Source organism: Novipirellula sp., assembly GCF_041583735.1.
In the GTDB taxonomy this organism is placed as follows: domain Bacteria; phylum Planctomycetota; class Planctomycetia; order Pirellulales; family Pirellulaceae; genus Novipirellula.
Map to the genome: position 1 here is coordinate 1 of NZ_JBFHFD010000153.1, position 15081 is coordinate 15081.

Annotated in this window: 16 protein-coding genes; 8 read left to right on the plus strand and 8 right to left on the minus strand. The window is 55.5% G+C overall.

The annotated features are described in order from the left end of the window. Positions 1-498, plus strand: a 498-nt coding sequence (locus ABX962_RS13525) for a hypothetical protein (RefSeq protein ID WP_372720229.1), incomplete at its 5' end; no start/stop codon positions are given. 195 nt (positions 499-693) lie between these two features. On the opposite strand, the gene ABX962_RS13530 is transcribed toward ABX962_RS13525, so the two are convergent. The 3 genes from ABX962_RS13530 to ABX962_RS13540 all read right to left on the minus strand — a co-directional run bounded on the left by ABX962_RS13530 (position 694) and on the right by ABX962_RS13540 (position 3122). Continuing rightward, positions 694-1551 (minus strand): cell division protein FtsQ/DivIB, encoded by an 858-nt coding sequence (locus ABX962_RS13530; protein WP_372720258.1) that lies wholly within the window; start codon positions 1549-1551, stop codon positions 694-696. Positions 1552-1674: 123 nt separating this feature from the next. Continuing rightward, a complete protein-coding gene (locus tag ABX962_RS13535; RefSeq protein ID WP_372720231.1) occupies positions 1675-2553 on the minus strand; it encodes a UDP-N-acetylmuramate dehydrogenase in 879 nt (292 codons plus the stop codon). A 164-nt stretch (positions 2554-2717) separates the two neighbouring features. Further along, entirely contained in the window at positions 2718-3122 is a 405-nt protein-coding gene (locus ABX962_RS13540; RefSeq protein ID WP_372720233.1) for a thioredoxin family protein, read from the minus strand. Between the two features lie 728 nt (positions 3123-3850). Between ABX962_RS13540 and ABX962_RS13545 the strand changes: the two genes are divergently transcribed. Further along, the gene (locus tag ABX962_RS13545) at positions 3851-4861 is read left to right on the plus strand and encodes a Gfo/Idh/MocA family protein (RefSeq protein ID WP_372720235.1); all 1011 of its coding nucleotides are present in this window, start codon (positions 3851-3853) and stop codon (positions 4859-4861) included. Positions 4862-5010: 149 nt separating this feature from the next. On the opposite strand, the gene ABX962_RS13550 is transcribed toward ABX962_RS13545, so the two are convergent. After that, positions 5011-5397, minus strand: a complete 387-nt coding sequence (locus ABX962_RS13550; protein ID WP_372720237.1) for a hypothetical protein — start codon at positions 5395-5397, stop codon at positions 5011-5013. Between the two features lie 36 nt (positions 5398-5433). Between ABX962_RS13550 and ABX962_RS13555 the strand changes: the two genes are divergently transcribed. Beyond that, positions 5434-5607: a hypothetical protein gene (locus tag ABX962_RS13555; RefSeq protein ID WP_372720239.1), complete on the plus strand. Its 174-nt coding sequence runs from the start codon at positions 5434-5436 to the stop codon at positions 5605-5607. A 301-nt stretch (positions 5608-5908) separates the two neighbouring features. Here the strand turns inward: ABX962_RS13555 and ABX962_RS13560 are convergent, their stop codons facing one another. Together ABX962_RS13560 and eno are read right to left on the minus strand one after the other, a co-directional pair. Continuing rightward, positions 5909-6463: a hypothetical protein gene (locus tag ABX962_RS13560; protein WP_372720241.1), complete on the minus strand. Its 555-nt coding sequence runs from the start codon at positions 6461-6463 to the stop codon at positions 5909-5911. 255 nt (positions 6464-6718) lie between these two features. Next, positions 6719-7999, minus strand: coding sequence for a phosphopyruvate hydratase (gene eno / locus ABX962_RS13565; RefSeq protein WP_372720243.1), 1281 nt, complete (start codon positions 7997-7999; stop codon positions 6719-6721). Positions 8000-8243: 244 nt separating this feature from the next. Between eno and ABX962_RS13570 the strand changes: the two genes are divergently transcribed. The 3 genes from ABX962_RS13570 (at position 8244) to ABX962_RS13580 (ending at position 10705) form a co-directional block, all read left to right on the plus strand. Then, on the plus strand, positions 8244-8870 hold the full coding sequence (locus ABX962_RS13570) for a riboflavin synthase (RefSeq protein ID WP_372720244.1): 627 nt from the start codon (positions 8244-8246) through the stop codon (positions 8868-8870). A gap of 123 nt (positions 8871-8993) precedes the next feature. Next, on the plus strand, positions 8994-9911 hold the full coding sequence (rsmA, locus tag ABX962_RS13575; protein WP_372720246.1) for a 16S rRNA (adenine(1518)-N(6)/adenine(1519)-N(6))-dimethyltransferase RsmA: 918 nt from the start codon (positions 8994-8996) through the stop codon (positions 9909-9911). 233 nt (positions 9912-10144) lie between these two features. Next, the gene (locus tag ABX962_RS13580; RefSeq protein WP_372720248.1) at positions 10145-10705 is read left to right on the plus strand and encodes a transposase; all 561 of its coding nucleotides are present in this window, start codon (positions 10145-10147) and stop codon (positions 10703-10705) included. Between the two features lie 85 nt (positions 10706-10790). Here ABX962_RS13580 and ABX962_RS13585 read toward each other — a convergent pair whose 3' ends face one another. Further along, a complete protein-coding gene (locus ABX962_RS13585; RefSeq protein WP_372720250.1) occupies positions 10791-11891 on the minus strand; it encodes a hypothetical protein in 1101 nt (366 codons plus the stop codon). A gap of 412 nt (positions 11892-12303) precedes the next feature. On the opposite strand from ABX962_RS13585, the gene ABX962_RS13590 reads away from it, so the two are divergent. After that, positions 12304-12972: a HEAT repeat domain-containing protein gene (locus ABX962_RS13590; protein WP_372720252.1), complete on the plus strand. Its 669-nt coding sequence runs from the start codon at positions 12304-12306 to the stop codon at positions 12970-12972. A 119-nt stretch (positions 12973-13091) separates the two neighbouring features. Beyond that, the gene (locus ABX962_RS13595) at positions 13092-13349 is read left to right on the plus strand and encodes a hypothetical protein (RefSeq protein WP_372720254.1); all 258 of its coding nucleotides are present in this window, start codon (positions 13092-13094) and stop codon (positions 13347-13349) included. A gap of 36 nt (positions 13350-13385) precedes the next feature. Here ABX962_RS13595 and ABX962_RS13600 read toward each other — a convergent pair whose 3' ends face one another. Beyond that, positions 13386-14495 carry a DUF255 domain-containing protein gene (locus tag ABX962_RS13600; RefSeq protein ID WP_372720256.1) on the minus strand — a complete coding sequence of 370 codons (1110 nt, stop codon included), beginning with the start codon at positions 14493-14495 and terminating at the stop codon, positions 13386-13388. Between the last annotated feature and the right edge of the window lie 586 nt (positions 14496-15081).

Genomic DNA, 15081 nt, shown 5'->3' on the forward strand with positions numbered 1-15081 from the left:
CCCGAAGTCTTTGATCTGCATTACGCCGACTTGACCTCGCGAGTGTTGCGAGGGAATTCGATTGCCGAGTTGTCGGATCAGATTCATGTTGCCGTGTTGGCGCATCATGATAGGCTTCCCAGAATCCCCTTGTCCGAAGTCGTTCGCTGTGTCGAACAATTGCGTTCGTCACGTCAAAACACGCGGATCTCGGCTCAGCAGCAATTGCTTCGCTGGGGGACACCCATCATTCCGATGGTCCAGCGGATGATGGCCACCGATCTCGAGCTCGAGCAGCGAGCGCGTCTCGGCGAAACCATTCGGATGCTGCGTCCGCGAGTCGAGGATACGCCTCGGTCGTTGGCGATGTTGATGGTCAACGACCCTCTGTTTTGGGAGTTGGAAAAGCCGCGTTTGACTCAAAGTGAGTGGGGGCTAGTGAACCAACACCTGCAGCAAATGGGAGTCATTGAATCGCGGCCGCATGATTCATCGCTCACCAGTGTCGCACCACGTTGATGCGAAGCTCCGCTCGCAATACGCAGCGCATTCGAGCAACACCCAAGTCGTAGCGAAAGTCGCCACGACTGTCGGCGGAATCGGTGGATTGCAGTGAGGCTCGTGCTGCAAAACGCGATGCCTCAAATCTGGCGGTGTCGACTCTGGCGGTCGCGATACTGGCTGCGTCGATACTGGCGGACCCGCGTGTCTGGTTTACTCCAGGCGAGTTCGTTTGGCCAGCCGCAGATCGCCATTGGTAATCTCTTCGCCGCTCATCAGCGCGTGCAGTTTCATTTCCACCGTGCGTTCGCCTCCCTCTTCGAGTCCCGGAGGGCTGCCCCAGAACAGTCGCCGATTGTCGGTGGTCGTGATTTCCAACTGCGGCACGATATTTTGTCGGGTGTCACCATGGACGCCAATCGCACGGACTTTGGCTTGTTCTTGCACGGGCGACAAAACGCCTGCCAAGCGAGCTGCCGCTTCGACTCGAACGTCGCCAAATGGTCCCCCCACCACTCCGGTCGGATAGACGTCAGGGACTTCGATGTGGATGTAGTCGAGCGTTTCGGATTGGGCGAACTCGGTGGTCGGCAGTAGAGTTCCGGTTCCATCGATCGGGAAAAAGTAGCTGCCCGAATCGGCTTGGTTGGGTTTGAAAACGTGCACCATCGCCACGGGGCGTCGGTATTCCAGATGCACATCGACTTTGCCGCCGGGCAGTTTGCGGACACTGATCACACGGCTGACCCACGGGTGGGTCGCAAAAGCGGAGGCAATTTTTGCAGTGGCTTGCACGTCCAAAAGCGAAAGTTGGTCGAGCGCGGTATCGCGAAATACCGTCCCTGGGATGTCGGTGCGAATGAAGCCCGGAGGCTCGGTCACTTGGATGTTTTTGAGCTGCACGCCATAGAACTTATTGGCGACATGCTCGGCACCCCAGCGATCCCAGGCGACATAGCCGCCCACAATCAGCAAGACGGGCCAGATAAAGGAGAGCGACGCGGGAGCCACAATCAGCCGCCGGATCATATCGCGAATCGGGCGGGGGCGGTCTTCGCGATTCGATTTCATCGCCACCGTACTTGCCTCTTACAATCCATTGTTGATTCGTTGCGAAATGCATTGCGTTCGCCAGCCGAATGGCCAATCGAACGCTGTAAAGCCAATCACAACGCGACTAGCTAACCCACCTCTCTACCAAATCTGCAGATTCAATTGCAAGTCGATCCCGGTTTGCAGCAGCACTTGTTCACGTACTCGCTCGATCAAACGCAAGCATTGTTCGCTGGTGGCGCCGGTGTGAGCGATCAAGTATTGAGGATGGTTGGCATCAAGTGAAACATCTCCCTCACGCACCCCCGCCAGCCCGCAGTTTTGGATCAGCGTGTTTGCTGGCATTCCATCGGGATCGACAAACGGCGTCGCAATCCGTCGCTGTTCACTCGGACGGTCCGCATTTCGGCTGATCCAGAGCTTTTGCATCCGTTTGGTCAGTGCTGAAACGTCGCGTGGTTCGAGCGCGAAGGTGACTTTTAATACACCGAGCCCGTTCAGCGCCGTTTTGCGGTGCGAAAAGCCCGCTTCGTGTTGATTCAATTCTCGCGTCGAGCCGTCGCTTTCGATCACGGTGATGCTTTCGACGACCGATCCAATATCACGGCCTCCGTTGGAAACGTTGCCGACAACGGCTCCGCCCACCGAACCGGGGATCCCGACGAGATGTTCGAGTCCGCCCAACCCAGCCCCCACCGACTTGATGACCGCATGGGACAGTTTTGCCCCGGCGCCCGCGATCAGCCGATTGTCCTTGATTTCCAATTCGCTGGTGGCCGCTGCGGCGAGCGAGATAACCAAGCCGTCAAAGCCCGATTCGCGTACCAGCACGTTGCTGCCGCCGCCCAGGATACGGATCGCCAATCCGGCCTCGGTGGCTTCGCGGTAAACGCGTTGCAGTTCTGCTTCGTCGACTGGTTCAGCGAAAAAACGCGCGGGCCCACCGATTCCAAGCCATACCAATGGCGAAAGGGGCTCGTCGGTGCGAATCAGATGGTCCAAATCCTCAGAGAAGCTCATGCTTTGTGTCTGCCTTTCCAATTTCATTTTGGGTCAATGAACACACAGAATAACCGATATCCCAAAAAAAAGCGTCAGCTGTGAAACAGGAGTCACAACTGACGCTTCCATTATTGTTTTCTATCGGTCAAACCTTGGTATCGGTTTAGTCCCGTCGGTCCAAGTTAGCCCTGGCGGTCCAAGATGGCTTTTCGAATCAGGGTACGGACCGGTTGCTTGGGCTGAAAACCCATTAAACGACGACGATTCCACTGACCCGATTCGGTCTTCGTAAACATAATGATCTGGGGCAACATGTTTTCGCCCTGGGTGAGTTGCTTGGCCAACTCGGGATCCCGATCTTTATCAATAACCGCGACACAAACTTCGTCCAATTCGCCCGTTTGTGCCATTTGTTTGATGGTCGAGTCTTTTAAGACGTGACATGCGGGGCACCACTCGGCGCCAACGACGACCATCAAAGGCTTGTTTTCTTCAATCGATTGCTTGTAAACCGAAGCGTAGTTCTGCTGCATCTGTTGTTCGCTTGTCACACTCGACAAGACCAAAGCTAAAAGCAACGAAACCATTCCAGACTCCCTAGGTTTTCGGGGTACATCAATGTGGGCGGCGGCACTCTGCCAACCGATCGAACCTTCATCGCAATGAACGCTTGATCAAACTAATGAATTTGGAGACCACAAGGATGTTGAGACAAGATTCCTAACCGGAACGCCTTAGCGACTTCCATGACGGCAATCGTTTTTGCTGATCTTTCGTTGACTCGCCGCATTGCGAATCAGGAAAGTTCCGCGTTCGTGCGTTGAAAAAACGATTGTTTGCTAAGGAGGAGCTTTTTGAGGGGGAATTGCAACCATCGATCGATACCAATGAGGGCCATTCTTCCCGCTAAAAGCTTGCTCGCAATCACTCCTAATCCCCAAGTCTCGAGTGCTTGACGGTTAGGTGTTTTTGGCGAGTTGGGAGGATTCTATGGATGAGTCGGAGGGCCACAAGGGTCAACGTCCGCATTTTTTCGAAATGGACCTTGAACGAGATCCGCGTTTTTGATTTGTACAACTCTATATTTTGGTATGCTCAACGCTAAACTATTGTTCGCAAACGGTTTCGGGCGTGCCAAAAAGGTGTGCCAAGTTGCCGCACCCGGCTAATGGTGGGGGTGATGGAACGCTGGAAATTTTTCGGGAATACGGATTTTTAGTACGGTTTTTGGTTCGGATTGTCGCTTTTGCAGCCAACGTGTCTGCTTTGCAATCAATTCTTGTGGTCAACACGACTTTCGTTCGATTGGTTATGTATGAAGCTTCGCATCGGTTTGATCGGTTTAGGGGATGCATGGCAAACCCGTCATCGGCCTGCGTTGCAAATGCTGCAGGATCGATTTGATGTGCGTGCGATCTTCAGCACGGTGTCAAAATTGGCGGAAAACGCTGCCGCAGAGTTCCAAGCCGATCCGGTGGACGGTTACCAGACGCTCGTCTCGCGCTGTGACATCGATGCCGTCCTCGTGCTCCAACGCAGTTGGCTCGGATGGTTACCGATGTTGGCCGCATGTGATGCCGGCAAAGCAATCTATTGGGCGGGAGACCTCGATTTTGACCCTGTCGAGGCAAGTCGAATTCGCGATGTCATCGATCGCAGCGGCGTGGCGTTCATGACCGAGTTCCCCAAACGATTCGCCCCCGCCACGCTGCGGCTCAAAGAATTGATCGCCACCCACCTCGGGCCTCCACGACTCGTGTTTTGCCATCGACGCGTCCAAGTCGATCCAGCGGCACCCAAGCCCAACACGGTGGTGACGAACCCCTTGCAGGAAGAGTTGATCGAGTTGATTGATTGGTGCCGTTATGTTGTCGGGCGGGAACCTCAAAGCGTCGTTTCGACAGGGCTCAGTCATACCTCGCCCGCCGATTACGAATGCATGAGTCTGCAGTTCGCCGGCGCCGATCCAAAGCCCCCCGTGACGGCTCAGATCAGTTGCGGCAGCTACATCCGTTCGGCTTGGCACGAAGCGGTGAGTTTCCGGCCTCCGTCGGCGATGCAGATTTGCTGCGAGCGCGGTGTCGCATTTATCGATCTGCCATCAACGTTGGTGTGGTTTGACGATGCCGGCCGGCATCTCGAATCGCTTGAAACAGAATTGCCGGTGGGTCAGCAATTGCTAACCCAGTTCTATCGCAGCGTCACCAGTCTGGTGCGAAACATGAGCGATTTGGATGACGTGTATTGTGCTGGCAGTATCCTGGCGGCCGCCCGAGAGAGCTGTCGAAGCGGCCAGCGGATGGATCTGAAAATGCAAATTTCATAAGGCCATCTACATTGGCACGAGGTGGGTGGGTTTATAGAGGAGCGGCGCGAGCCGCCCGGTCGAAACCGAACGTTTTTATCACGCTGCTAGCGGGCGGCCCCGCGATGCACCGCTACCCAACAGAGTAGACGGCCTTGGGCATGACTGCCTTAACGGGGCACTCGTGGCGCGGTAAACGCGACCGTGGGGACGCAGCCAATCGAGCTCATGGACCGAGTCGGCATTCCCGCCGATGCGAACAAGCGCTTCATCCCCACCATCAATCGGTGCCACATTTCGATGGTTTCTGGGGTGCCAATTTCGATCGCGTCGCTGCGGCTAAACCCTTGCTCGCTGACCCGCACGGTCGGAGCGAGGTGCAACAACGCTTCGATCATCAAGTGGTCTCGGCAATCTTGCTCGCTCAATCCGTTGTCATCATAGATCCACAGATGGGATTGAAGCATTTGATCCAGAGCGTTCATTGCCGCCGATTCAGCCGACTCGGCAACAAGGATGGTTTCGATCGAGCCACATTGAACGTAGAACTTTGCCATTTGATTTTCTTCCGTGATAGCGTGGGAGGCGATGTTTTGAACACCGAACGTTTGGGTGACACGTCTATCATCGCGGGCGGCAGGACACGTCTGGTCAAAGCCATCACGAAAGCCAAAACAAAATTTGAAAACAGCAAAAAGAGCGCGTTTTTAGCCGCGATCTCATCGTTGGCCAGCAAGAAAATGCTCGGAGAGGGCAAGCTGATTTGACCTCCCCTTTTTTTGGGGGAGGTCAGAGTCGGCGGTAGCCGGCTCACCGGTGGGGTTCGTAGTGTTAGAAATGGACGGTGCCCGTTCTAGGTCACCAGCCCTCCCCGGCCGCTTCGTGCGGCCGCCCCTCCCTCCGGGAGGGTGAATTCGCTTTCCTCCCAACTCCCAACTCCCAACTCCCAACCTCACTCCTCACTCCTCACTCCTCACTCCTCACTCCTCACTTTTCACTTTTCACTTTTCACTTTTCACTGCGCCGCCTCCGCGGTTCTGGCTACTTTGGGCACAGCGTCAATCGTGCCTAGTTCCCCGTGCTGAATTGATCAGGGCCCCCCGCGATCGGCATGTGTTCGTACTTGACGATTTTCCACTGATCGTCGGAGCCTTTCTCAAACTGCAGCAACAGCCGACGTGGCACTCGCATATCGCGGATACCGCCTCGCTTACTGCTGACATCGACTTTGACACTCATGTCGACATCGGCTTGCGGCGGATAGCTGCCCTCGATCATCACGATGCTGCGGATTCGATTGACTCGCGCGAGGCTGAAAATGTAATTGGGAAGTTCTTGCGCCGCCTGAGCTTTCGCCTGCGGATCGGCAATGTATTGTAGCGCCGCTTCGTGATCATTGGCTTCGACCGCAGCAGCCGCTTGGTAAATGATCGCTTCGATTTGTTCGCGATCGGTGACCATCATCGATGAAATGATCCAGACTGCCGGAACCAACAAAAGGAAGACAAGCCCTAGGATCGCGGCAGCCCGTTTGCCGGTTTGGGTCCAACCGTAAAGTAACGCGCCCCCGATCAGGCCCACCATCAACGAGATCAGCAGCGGTTGTTCAGCAAGGACTTGCATCGTGAATCAGGCTCTTGGTGTTGAAGGACTAAGCAGGTCGGCAGGAATCATTGGGCGAAATTCAGGTCGCCGTTTGGACGCTAGTGCCGGTTCAGCGGCGGAACCGGGGCTAGTGTCAAAACGGCCTCGATACTGAAAGACTCCTGCAGCACTGCTTCGTAACAAAAAAAGGGCGGTGTTCTTTCAAACACCGCCCTTCATGAAAGCGAGTGTCGCTTTCAAGGTACCATCGTTAGCGGATGACCGCTAATCGTTTTAGGCTCGCTTGGGGAACAAAGGTCCGCCGTACTGAGCCGCGTCGCCGAGCATCTCTTCGATGCGGAGCAATTGGTTGTATTTCGCCATCCGGTCGCTGCGGCTTGCCGAGCCTGTCTTGATTTGTCCGGTCGACAGTGCAACCGCCAAATCCGCGATCGTCGCATCTTCGGTTTCACCGCTACGGTGACTTGTTACTGCGGTGTAACCGTTGCGATTCGCCAATTGGATCGCGTCGATCGTTTCGGTCAGCGTACCGATTTGGTTGACCTTGATCAGGATGCTGTTCGCGATGCCTTCGTTGATGCCGCGTTGCAAACGCTCGACGTTGGTGACGAACAAGTCGTCGCCAACGAGTTGCACTTTGTCACCCAGCTTCAGCGTCAACTTCTTCCACGTATCCCAATCGTCTTCGTCGCATCCGTCTTCGATGCTGCAGATCGGGTACTTGCTGCACCAATCGGCGAAGAAGTCGACCATTTCGTCGCCCGACAATTCTTTCTTGTCGATCGTGTACTTCTTGGTCGAGCTATCGTAGAACTCGGTCGAAGCCGCGTCCAAGGCGATGAAGACTTGTTCGCCCGCTTTGTAGCCCGCTTTGTCGATCGCGGTCATGATCACGTCGAGTGCTTCTTGGTTGCTCTTCAAGTCCGGTGCAAAACCACCTTCGTCACCCACAGCGGTGCTGTAGCCCTTGTCGGACAACACTTTCTTGAGGTTGTGGAATACTTCGGTACCGCATCGAAGTGCGTCGCTGAATCGCTCGAAACCAAGTGGCATGACCATGAATTCTTGGATATCGACACCGTTATCGGCGTGCTCGCCACCGTTGATGATGTTCATCATCGGCGCGGGCAAAAGACGTGCGCCGGCGCCCCCAAGGTAGCGGTAGAGGGGTTGGCCGGTCGACGAGGCGGCGGCGTGAGCCACAGCCAGCGAAACGCCGAGAATCGCGTTGGCACCAAGTTTCTTCTTGTTCGGAGTGCCATCAAGTTCGAGCATGGTGGCGTCGACTGCGGCTTGATCGGTCGCGTCGAGTCCCTCGAGAGCTTCGCAGATCACGTTGTTGACGTTATCCACTGCGGTCTGGACGCCTTTGCCCATAAAGACCGATTTGTCGCCATCGCGAAGTTCCCATGCTTCGTGAGCGCCGGTGCTCGCTCCGCTTGGAACCGCCGCACGACCGTGGGCGCCGTCGCTGAGTAGGACTTCGCATTCCACCGTTGGGTTTCCGCGGCTATCAAGGATTTGGCGAGCGTGAATTGCTTCGATCAGAGTCATCAGAGGGCCTCGTAGATATTGCTAGAGAGAGATAGTTGCGAAAAGTTTTGTAAGTTGTTGGGTAAATGGGGGGCGTGCGACGCCAGCTGCGTTGTGCAAACCGCCGGCATTTTGTCCAATGCGGCACGCTGTGGCTACCCGTCACTGATCTCCAAAAACAGAATCGACGACGGACTTCGACACGCCACCGGCATGCTTTATCTCAGCTTCCGAACTTTCCTTACCCTAAAAATTAACCGAAACGATGTTCACCGGACTTGTCGAAACGGTCGGCCGAATTGCGGAGATCCGAAACGAACCTCCCGGACGACGCTTCCAAATTGATGCCACCTCGATCTGCGAAGGTGTCCAAATCGGCGACAGTATTGCAATTAATGGTTGTTGCTTGACCGTTATCGAGATTGACGGCAACATCTTGGGCTTCGAAGCGGGGGCCGAAACCCTCTCACGCACCAATTTGGGCCAACTGAAACAAGACAGCCCGGTCAATCTCGAGCGGTCGCTCGCGGTTGGCGATCGCTTGGGCGGGCACTACGTGACCGGGCATGTCGACGCTCTCGCCACGTTGAATGAACGTCGTGACGACCCACCGTGGTCGAATTTATTTTTTTCCGTGCCCGAAAATCTTGCCACGCAAATTGCTTCCAAAGGCAGCGTCGCGGTCGACGGGGTAAGCTTAACCGTGGTGGACGCGGGTAAAGATTTTTTCAGCGTCGCGTTGATCCCGCATACCTTGGATCAAACAACTCTGGGAAAATTAGTGGTCGGAGACTGCGTGAATTTAGAAACCGATGTGCTGGCAAAATATGTCCAGCGTTCAATGGAGTCGTTGCGACCCGAAACTGCAAATGGATCAAGGGTTTCCAGCTAAACGGATCTCTGATTCTCTCCCCGACAAAAAAAGTAGCGTCAAGCTTGTCCCCGAATGTTGAATTTTCCGGGAAGCCCGCATCCCAAGCATGTTCGATTCTCGAACCCTAAAGATTGAAATCCCGTGAACCAGCCACGACAAACCGCATCGTATCTTTCCAAACGACTTGCCGCCGCAGGGCTGCAGCCCGTATCGCGATACGGCCAGAATTTTCTTATCGATCTGAACCTCGTCGACCTGATTGCCAATTCCGCAGAGATGCGCAAAGACGATGTCGTCTTGGAAGTGGGCACCGGGGTTGGTTCGTTGACGTCGCGATTATCCGACGCCGCTGGTGCGGTGTTGACGATCGAAATCGATGAGAACTTACATCGCTTGGCGAAAGAAGAATTGGGATGGCGACCGAATGTGCGGTTGTTGCATGGCGATGCACTGCACAACAAAAACACGCTTCGTCCTGACATGATGGTGCAGATTCGTGATGCGATGAGCCGCATTGGCGAGAACGCTCGTTTCTTGTTGGTCGCTAACTTGCCGTACAACGTTGCCACTCCGATCATCAGCAACTTGATGCTCGAAACACCTTCCCCCGATGTCGTCGTCGCGACGATCCAAAAGGAAGTCGGTGACCGAATTGTTGCCCAGCCCGGCAGCAAGGATTATGGCGCGCTGAGCGTGTGGTTGCAGTCGTTATGCAAATGTAGCATCGTGCGGGTGTTGTCACCCAAAGTCTTCTGGCCACGACCCAACGTCGATTCGGCCATCATCCGTTTGGATGCGCAACCCGAGTGGCGAGAAACGATTCCGGACCTGCGTTACTTTCACGAAACCGTTCGTGCTCTGTTCTTTCACCGACGCAAGTTCTTGCGCAGCGTTGTGGTCAGCGGCATGAAAGGGCGTTTGGATAAACGTCAAGTCGACGAAGTGCTCGGATCACTCGGCTATACCGAAACCGCACGAACCGAAGAATTGCCCGTCGCTGAGATCCAGCGTTTAGTCGAGGCGCTGCGACAAGCTGAAATCAAAGCCCAAGAGATGTAGGCCGGATCAAGTCGCCCAAAGCGACGCAGATCCGGCAGATGCGAATGTGATGGTGAGTTCGTTGTCGCCGCGATTTCGGAATCCGTGTGATTTTGTGGAAAATGGTTGTAAAGAATTCACGAAATTCGATCGATTTCACGTGCACTCAATCACCGCGTCCTTTACGCCGAATTGATTGCGGCAATGGTTAATTTCGGACCGCGGTAAAAATCATTCTTGCTAGGCATGCGAGCATGTCGAGATACCAACGATTTTTCGTTCCTGGTGGCACTTACTTCTTCACCGTTGTCGCCTGCCACCGACGCCCTATTTTGACGACCGCCTGCGGACGGCAGTTCTTGCGTGAAGCCATCCGCACCGTCCGTACAACGCATCCTTTCGAACTCTTTGCAACCGTGTTGTTAGCCGACCACTGGCACCTCGTCATGGAACTGCCGCCCGAGGATGCGGACTACTCTCTTCGACTGAGGAGAATTAAATCCGAGTTCACTGGATCTTGGCTTGCGGCCGGACTACCCGAAGCCGTCGTGACTCCATCACAAAGAAAACGAGGAGAACGTGGTGTTTGGCAGCCACGATTTTGGGAGCACACCGTCCGCGACGAAGAGGATCTTGAGCGGTGTGTCGACTACATCCACTGGAATCCGCGTAAACACCAATGTGTCAACCGCATCTCTGACTATCAATGGTCGACATTCCACCGATTTGTTGCGGAAGGACAATATGAGATTGGTCGGGGTGGCACGCTCCCCACGTCGCTTAAAGACACCGAAGAAGATTGGGGCGAACCGTAATCGCAGTGTAGCAAGGAACGACGAAGGTGAATTCGTTGCCGCTGCGATGCCGGATCTTCGCTCCGCTGCGATCCGGCCTACTTTTCTACTGCGCTGAAACCACCAAAGTGTCATCGGTCCACTCGATATCGACGCCTGCTTGTTTGGCGATCTCGTGGACCAATTGACGAAGTGATGCGTTCTGCATGCTCATCGTAATCAATTGACGACACTGACCTTCTGCCGCCGGCTCGATTTGGCAGGCTCGGCCGGCTGCGGCGGCAAGTTTGCTCAGCACTTCATGGGCCGCAGTGTTCTGCAGCGTCAGTGTCAAGTTTGCTTTGTCCAAGCTAACGTTGGCGGCTTGTTTCGCCGCCTGGCTGGTCAAGAACGCCTCGATCCCGGCGCGATGAGCCGAGGCGGTTGCGGTGATCTCAATTTCCTTGCCCACGTTCTTCAGTTTGCTTTGCCGGTCGACGCCGCGTATCGCCGCGATCACGGATGTCCGATTTGCGTCCAGCCGATAGGGAATTGCAAAGCGTTTCGTGGTCGCAGGCGACGCGGTCGAATTTGACTCTGATCCTTGACGGCGGGGCGGATGATGGAATTGTGCGGTCACGAGTGTCGACGCCACGTCCGCGGAAATCGCTTTCCATTTCGCCGCTGGCCAGAGGTCATGAGGCAGCCCGGTCGCCGGCGGAGTCGTACCGCTGGCAGTGGCGATTCGAGCGATCGCTTCGCTAGGTGTCGTCGCCGCAGGCCACTGAACGTCAATTTTTGCCGACACCGAGTATCCGGGGGCTGCCGAGAGCGACAGGATCGCTTCGCTTGTTCCGTCCACCCACTCGGGACGCCCGACCAGCAGAACGCCGGCGATGGGCATCGTCACACAGCCTCGGGACGCGGCCACTTGCTGAATTCCGGCATACACGGTTGGCCCGATTTGACCCACTTTGACATCCGCCGATGGGTCGATGTGACGATCCAATACGATCGGAATTTCAACGCGATCGGCGAGTTCCGCTACCGCGCTGCGAAGCGGTTTGCCGTCGACGATCGCTCGACTCGTTGCTGAGAGTTTTGCGAAAAATGGGTTGGCTAGCGAAACCGATTCTAATCCGCTGGACGGATCCTGCCCCACAGCCAACGAGCAATGTGTAAAGGATCCCCACAGAACCAGTGATGTTAAAATGGCGAAGAGTTTCATGGTTGCGGGGATAGGTAAAAAAGAGCACCGCCGATCCATGGTTGGGCCATTGGATCAGGGCGGTGGTGAGACCACGGGGGCTGCAATCGAGGCGTTGCCAATCGTCCGCAAATCTCGATCGCGAGTGTCCCGCAGAAAACCAAATCAGTGTGATAAGTTGGTGTTTGGTTGGTTGCCGAGGACGTTGGTGGCAACTAGACTCGCACGAACTTAACAAAATTGTACGCGAAATCACGATGTTTCGCGATTCTATTGTGCGGAAGATCAGGGAGGGTTGACCGAGGAGTGGTCGACAGGTGATCGAGGTCACTGAGGCCGAGGTCCATGACGGGATCGCTTGCCGCTCCAAGTCGATTGCGTAACATGCACGCGACTGACATTCGTTATTTTCCTCATCCTGATGGACTTCCTTGTGACAACTCCCCTCGTGCGGACGACTCGATTGACGATCGCCTATCGGCGGTATCTGACGTCAGCCAATTCGCCTCAATTCGCTGCGGAGGTCGATGAGTACTATTCGGCTTCGACGTTAACCAGTTTGCTGCGTCGCAGTGACGTCGAGATGCGACGTGCGTCGGCCCTTGCGCTGGGGATGCTAGGTGACCACAGCTCGATTGAATCGCTCGGCCAAGCATTGTCGGATCCTGATCGCGGCGTACGGCTGGCTGCGGATGATTCCTTCCGCGCACTATTGGTGCGTGATGCCGCGCCGCGTCATCATCAACAACTACTGCAAGTCATGCATCTGAATGACGGAGCCGAATACGCAGCGGCTTTGGCACCGACGATGATTCTCGTCGATCAAGCACCACGCTACAGCGAAGCGTTTCACCAGTTGGCAATCTGTTGGCAAGGACTGGATAATTCGCTGCAAGCCGAGACGGCGTTTCGAAGTTGTCTGTGGCATTGCCGCTATCACTATCCAGCGTGGCAAGGGTTGGCTCGCTGCCGAATGCTTGCTCGTGATTACGAAGGAGCGATCTCGGCGCTTCGCCGCTGTGTCGAAATTTGTCCCGACGTCGAGAATGCACGCGTGCAAATTCGGGTGTTGGAGCGGCGGTTGCGGCAAACCGATGCCTGAGCCGTTTTCTTAGGGTCGGTAACCGTATGTCATTGATCCACCGCGATTCAAATTAACCCCGCGATCAAAACGCCCGCGATCAAAACGCCCGCCGCGATTGAGCAGATAGAGGAAGCTAGATGAGTTACGACGAGCCACTCGTGGGATCGCTTGCCATTGCGTTCGCAGTGGTTTCGAGCGTGATTGCCGTCGGACCCTGGAATGGCCCCTATCAGTTGCGAAGCATCGCAGCGGTGCGAGGTCGGTTCGGCAAACCCGCAGCACGCTGTGTTTGGTTGGCGGTTGCGATTGCGGCGTTCACCGCAGGCATGGCGATCCTCAGCGGGACCCGCCCATCGTACGCCGAACCCGGCGGCGTGCACGCGATCGAGCACTAACCACCCGTCTCCACTACGATCGGACCTCCGCCTACCCTAGGTTCCGGGGTTGGCGTCTTTGACCGCTTTGTTCATCACCTTGATCGCAGCGTCGGTGTAGCGATGGTGCTCGTCCCAGAAGTGATTCATTGCGGCTTCGTCAGCAAAGAAGAACATGCGGTTGTGGGTTGGGTCTTTGAGTCCCCATTCACGTTTGCCAGGCACGATGCGGCGTTCTTCGAAGAAGCGAACCACGTCGATTTCGTTTAGCACGGGAGTGTAGGTCACGGGATCGGCAAGGAACGTTTCCATCGCATCGGCACTTGCGAACAAGTACAGTTTGCCGAGGTGGACCACCCCGAAATCGGGGCGGCCTTCGACCCAGCGATCTTCTTTGATCACGGTCACGGCACAGAAACCTTCCATCGCAAGTCCTGGCTGATCCGGTTTGCCGGTCGTGTTTTCGGGGCTCGGGGATTCAGTCACCGAATCGGACTGTGGTTCCGAGGCACTCGCAGCCAGTGCTTCCTTGCTCGGTTCTGGCAACGATTCTTCGGTCATCTGGGCTGGCATTCCCAGCGTCATTCCATCGGTTCGTGCACCCGCCAAAATGCCTTTGGCTCCGCCGGCGAATTGGCCTGCGAGGTTAGCCGAAGCCGGAGCGGCGGTAACCTGAGGTGCGGGAGCGTGGTTGGGCTTGGGGGCCTCTGCGGGGGTCTCCGCAGCAAGGTTTTGTGTCGGTGAGGCGGTCGCTTGAATCCCTTGAGGCACAGCCATCCCTTGAGGCACAGCGGATTGCAGCATTGCTACGTAACGATCGGCCGCTTGCGGGCTGACCGTATGCGAGACCGTTTTGCCGTTGGTGGTCACAATCACGTCGGTTGGAAACGCTTTGACTTGAAACATTTCCACCAGTTGAGGGTTCTTACCCGCGTGAATTTTGACGGGGATGTAATGCTCCGTCAGTGCCGCATCGACAATCGGAGCTTTGAAGGCGCCCGCTTCGAGTCGATCACACCAAACACAGTTATCGCTGTAGAAGTGCAACAGCAGAAGTTTGTTTTCTGCCTGTGCTTTCGCATGTGCCGAGCGTAGATTTTCGTTCCAGGCAATTTCGGCGGTCGCGAATGAAGACGCGGTCGCCGCAATGACTGCGGATAAAAGCATTGAGAGGGTTACCGTACGCATCAAACCTGTCCTGCCGTCGTGAAAGCGTGGGTACAAAAGGCGGAGCAAAATGCGCTCAGCTTGAGTTGGTATCGGCAGTAACCATCCTGCCACTTAAGCCGAAAGTACAAGTTGCGAAGACTTTAACGCCACCGCAATCGATACATCGCGTGTGATTTTATCGTTGGCTGTTTTGCACCACCCGAGTGGAAAATGGAACTAGATTCGGTCTCCCGCTGACGTTTCGGGGGGCGATTCACTGGGAAAAGCGAAAATAACGCCGTCTTCAACACCGACGTGTCGGGGGTGGTCTTCAATGCTGGCAAAACCCCGGCTCCGCGGCGTAATGCCGCTGGCGAAACTTGAGTCAAAAGCAGCTTTATTGCCCTGATGGATTGACCCAACGAACGATTCCCTGCCTAGCGCGGTTCTCATGTTTGGGTGCCAACAGTCCCCCCGCGTTTGCCCAGTTTTTTCTTGCTTGTTTTGGGCCATGTCGTAGGTTTTCCTGGCGACTTATCTCGTTCAGGGATGAGCAAACGAAAAAATAATCCAAGATGCGGCCCCCAAGGCCGTGTCCAGCACG